The sequence below is a fragment of the Pseudomonas sp. B424 genome, assembly GCF_055408345.1.
Genome location: NZ_JBUZTL010000056.1, coordinates 1 through 4,443 on the forward strand (window position 1 = coordinate 1; position 4,443 = coordinate 4,443).

Annotated in this window: 3 protein-coding genes; all 3 read left to right on the forward strand. The window is 59.1% G+C overall.

Going from position 1 to position 4,443, the window contains the following annotated elements; translation table 11 throughout:
* A partial coding sequence (locus ACZRMS_RS26125) for a TolC family protein (RefSeq protein WP_463997628.1) occupies nucleotides 1–466 on the forward strand: 466 nt, incomplete at its 5' end.
* Nucleotides 463–1,947, forward strand: coding sequence for an efflux RND transporter periplasmic adaptor subunit (locus ACZRMS_RS26130; RefSeq protein ID WP_323370294.1), 1,485 nt, complete (start codon nucleotides 463–465; stop codon nucleotides 1,945–1,947). The genes ACZRMS_RS26125 and ACZRMS_RS26130, both read left to right, overlap by 4 nt.
* A partial coding sequence (locus ACZRMS_RS26135; protein ID WP_463997629.1) for an efflux RND transporter permease subunit occupies nucleotides 1,944–4,443 on the forward strand: 2,500 nt, incomplete at its 3' end. The genes ACZRMS_RS26130 and ACZRMS_RS26135, both read left to right, overlap by 4 nt.

A 4,443-nucleotide genomic window follows, 5' to 3' on the forward strand; every position in this document is an offset into this window, starting at 1 on the left:
AGCCGTGTCGGAGAAACAGTCAGACTGGAGCTGGGAGCTGGATTACCAGCACCGTGGCCGGGCGTTTGGGGATATGGTCAGCGTGCAGCTTTCCTGGGATCTGCCGCTGTTTCCTGGCTCTCGCCAAAATCCCAAAATCGCAGCCAAGCAGGCTGAACTCAGCCAGCTTGAGGCCGAGCGTGAAGCTCTGTCACGCGAGCACACTCAGGAACTGGAAAACCAACTGGCTGACTATGAGCGTCTGAATCGTGCGGTGCACCGAAATCAGGACAGTCTGTTGCCTCTGGCCAAGGAAAAGGTCGAACTCAGCATGGCCAGTTATCGTGCCGGAAAAGGCGATTTAAATGCCGTTGTTGCGGCCCGGCGTGAGCTCATCGAAGCGCGCCTCAAACAGATTGAGGTGGAAGAGCAGCGGGCGCAGACCAGTGCGCGTCTGTACTTTGCCTATGGGGAGCCCAGCCAGTGATCCTTAAAAAGTGGAATGGGGCATTGTTGGTAGGCATCTCGCTGACATTGGGTGTTGCCGGTGGTTACTGGTTCGCTCAGCAGCGGATGAACGGAGTATCCAGTACTGCCCAGGAGAGGGGTGTCAGCCCGTCGGGTGAACGCAAGGCTCTGTATTGGTACGACCCCATGTACCCGCAGCAAAAGTTTGATAACCCCGGAAAGTCCCCCTTTATGGACATGCAGTTGGTGCCTCAATACGCCAGCAGCGAAGGGGATCGTGCGGTCGTCAGTATCGATCCAAGCCTGACCCAGAACCTCGGTTTGCGTTTTGCGACGGTCACCCGGGGAGTCTTTGATTCCAGCCTAGATGTGGCAGGTGTCTTGGCGTTCAACGAGCGTGATGTCGCGGTGATTCAGGCCCGTACCGCCGGCTTTGTGGAGCGGGTCTATGCCCATGCTCCCGGCGATGTGCTCAAAGCCAACGCGGCGTTGGCGGATATCTTGGTGCCCGAGTGGGCAGCCGCCCAGACAGAATTCCTTGCCCTGAAGCGCAACGGTGATGCTGACTTGTTGGCTGCCGCCCGCCAACGACTCCGACTCACAGGGATGCCGGCAACACTGGTCACTCAGTTAGAGCGTGGCGGTAAGGTTCAGCCCTACCTGACGCTCACCAGCCCTATTGCCGGTGTGCTGCAAGAGTTGAATGTCCGTTCGGGTATGACCGTGGCGACGGGCGAGACTCTGGCACGGGTCAATGGCTTGAGCAGTATATGGCTAGCCGTGGCTGTTCCAGAATCCGATGCCGGGGCCATCACTGTGGGGCAGGCGGTCGAAGCGCGTCTGCCAGCCTTCCCGGGGACAACGTTCAGAGGCAAGGTCAGCGCGATTTTGCCCGAGACCAATCCGGACAGCCGCACTCTTCGGGTGCGGGTGGAACTACCCAACCCGGACGAGCACCTCAGGCCCGGTTTGACGGCGCAGGTGCGCCTGAGTCATTCGACCGGGGAAAGTGTGTTGTGGGTGCCGAGTGAAGCAGTCATTCGCACTGGCCGACGCGCCCTGGTGATGCTCGCTGAAGACGCCGGTCGCTATCGCCCGGTGGAGGTGCAACTCGGGCAGGAAAGCGATGGCAAGACGGCGATTGTGAAAGGTCTGACAGAAGGACAGAAAGTGGTTACGTCTGGCCAGTTCCTGCTCGACTCGGAAGCCAGTCTTAAAGGCATTGTTGCCAGCGCTGAGGAAGATTCACCACTCGGCGCAACAGCCTCCAGTTTTCATGAGGCCGATGGGCAGATTGTTGAGATCAACGACAAAGAAGTCACGCTCGCCCACGGCCCTTTCAAGACGCTGGGCATGCCTGGCATGACGATGACTTTCCCTCTTGCCAGCCCGGCGCTGATGCAGGGCCTCAAGGCGGGAGATAAGGTTCGGATCGCAGTGAGCCAGACGGACGATGGCTTGCGTGTCGAGCGCCTGGACAAATCAGGGAGCCAGCTATGATTGCTGCACTGATTCGTTGGTCGGTGGCCAACCGGTTTCTGGTGCTACTGGCTACGCTATTCGTCACTGCTTGGGGCATCTGGTCGGTACAAAGCACACCCATCGATGCGTTGCCGGATCTCTCCGATGTGCAAGTGATCATACGCACCCCTTATCCGGGACAAGCGCCGCAGATTGTCGAGAACCAGGTGACCTACCCGCTGGCCACCACCATGCTCTCAGTGCCGGGAGCCAAGACGGTGCGTGGTTATTCCTTCTTCGGTGACAGCTTCGTTTACGTGCTTTTTGAAGACGGCACGGACTTGTACTGGGCCCGCTCACGGGTGCTGGAGTACCTGAGTCAGATACAAAGCCGATTGCCGGCCAGTGCAAAACCTGCGTTGGGGCCGGATGCTACGGGGGTGGGCTGGATCTATCAGTACGCACTGGTGGATCGCACGGGTGGGCACGACCTGGCACAGCTGCGCGCACTTCAGGACTGGTTCCTCAAGTTCGAACTCAAGACCCTGCCCAATGTTGCTGAAGTGGCTACGGTGGGAGGCATGGTCAAGCAGTACCAGGTGCAGCTTGACCCGCTCAAGCTGGCCAGTCTGGGCATCACTCAGGCGGAGGTGACCGAGGCTATCGGCAAGGCCAACCAGGAGACGGGCGGCGCCGTGATGGAGATGGCCGAGACTGAGTACATGGTGCGAGCTTCCGGCTACTTGAAGACGCTCAATGACTTTCGGGCGATCCCGCTAAAATTGGGGGCGGGCGGGGTACCGGTCACCCTTGGCGATGTCGCCACCATCCAGTTGGGCCCGGAAATGCGGCGGGGAATCACCGAACTCGACGGCGAAGGCGAGACCGTTGGTGGTGTGGTGATTTTGCGCAGCGGCAAGAACGCTCGTGAGACCATTGCGGCTGTCAAGACCAAACTCGAAGAGCTGAAATCCAGTTTGCCGGCCGGCGTGGAAATCGTCACCACCTACGACCGTAGCAAGCTGATCGATCGCGCGGTGGAAAATCTCAGCCACAAGCTCATCGAAGAGTTCATCGTCGTCGCGCTGGTCTGCGGGATCTTCCTCTGGCACTTGCGCTCATCCCTGGTGGCGATCATTTCGCTGCCGGTGGGCGTGTTGATTGCCTTCATCGTCATGCGCTACCAAGGCATCAACGCCAACATCATGTCCTTGGGCGGGATTGCCATCGCCATCGGCGCCATGGTCGATGCCGCCGTGGTGATGATCGAGAACGCCCACAAGAAGATAGAGGCTTGGCACGCGGCCAACCCAGGGGAGGAGCTGAAGGGCGAGCGTCATTGGCACGTGATGACCGAAGCGGCTGCGGAGGTAGGCCCGGCACTGTTCTTCTGCTTGTTGATCATCACCCTGTCGTTCATTCCGGTATTTACCCTGGAAGCCCAGGAAGGGCGGCTGTTCGGCCCGTTGGCTTTCACCAAGACCTACGCCATGGCGGCAGCGGCGGGACTGTCAGTGACGTTGGTGCCAGTGCTGATGGGTTACTGGATTCGAGGTCGAATTCCCAATGAACAACAGAACCCGTTGAACCGGTGGTTGATTCGAATCTATCAGCCAGCCCTGGATGCGGTACTGCGTCGTCCCAAGATCACGCTAGTGGTGGCGCTCTTGGTATTTTGCAGTGCGCTATGGCCAATGTCTCGCCTGGGGGGCGAGTTTCTTCCACCGCTGGACGAAGGCGATCTGCTCTACATGCCTTCTGCTCTTCCGGGGTTGTCGGCACACAAAGCCGCGCAGCTGCTGCAGCAGACCGACCGTTTGATCAAGACCGTGCCTGAAGTCGAACACGTTTTCGGTAAAGCAGGGCGTGCCGAAACCGCAACCGATCCGGCACCTCTGGAGATGTTCGAAACCACCATTCAATTCAAACCACGCGAGCAATGGCGTCAAGGTATGACACCGGAAAAACTGGTGGAAGAATTGGATCGAGTGGTGCGAGTTCCGGGGCTGACCAATATCTGGATACCGCCGATTCGCAACCGTATCGACATGCTGGCTACGGGGATCAAGAGCCCCATCGGGGTGAAGGTTGCCGGCACCAATCTGATGGAAATTGATACGGTCACTCAGGCGGTCGAGCGCGTGGCCAAGGGGGTGCCTGGTGTCAGCTCGGCTCTGGCGGAGCGACTGACCGGTGGCCGATATATCGATGTGGATATCGATCGCAAGGCCGCCGCCCGCTACGGCCTGAATATCGCCGATGTGCAATCCATCGTGGCCGGTGCTATCGGTGGAGAGAACGTTGGGGAGACCATTGAGGGGTTGGCACGGTTTCCAATCAACGTGCGTTACCCACGGGAGTGGCGTGACTCGCTCGGTGCTTTGGAGCAATTACCTATCTACACCCCGTTAGGCAGCCAGATCACCCTGGGTACTATGGCGAAGATTAAGGTCAGCGACGGCCCGCCGATGCTCAAGAGCGAAAATGCTCGGCCTTCGGGCTGGGTTTATATCGACGTGCGGGGCCGGGACATTG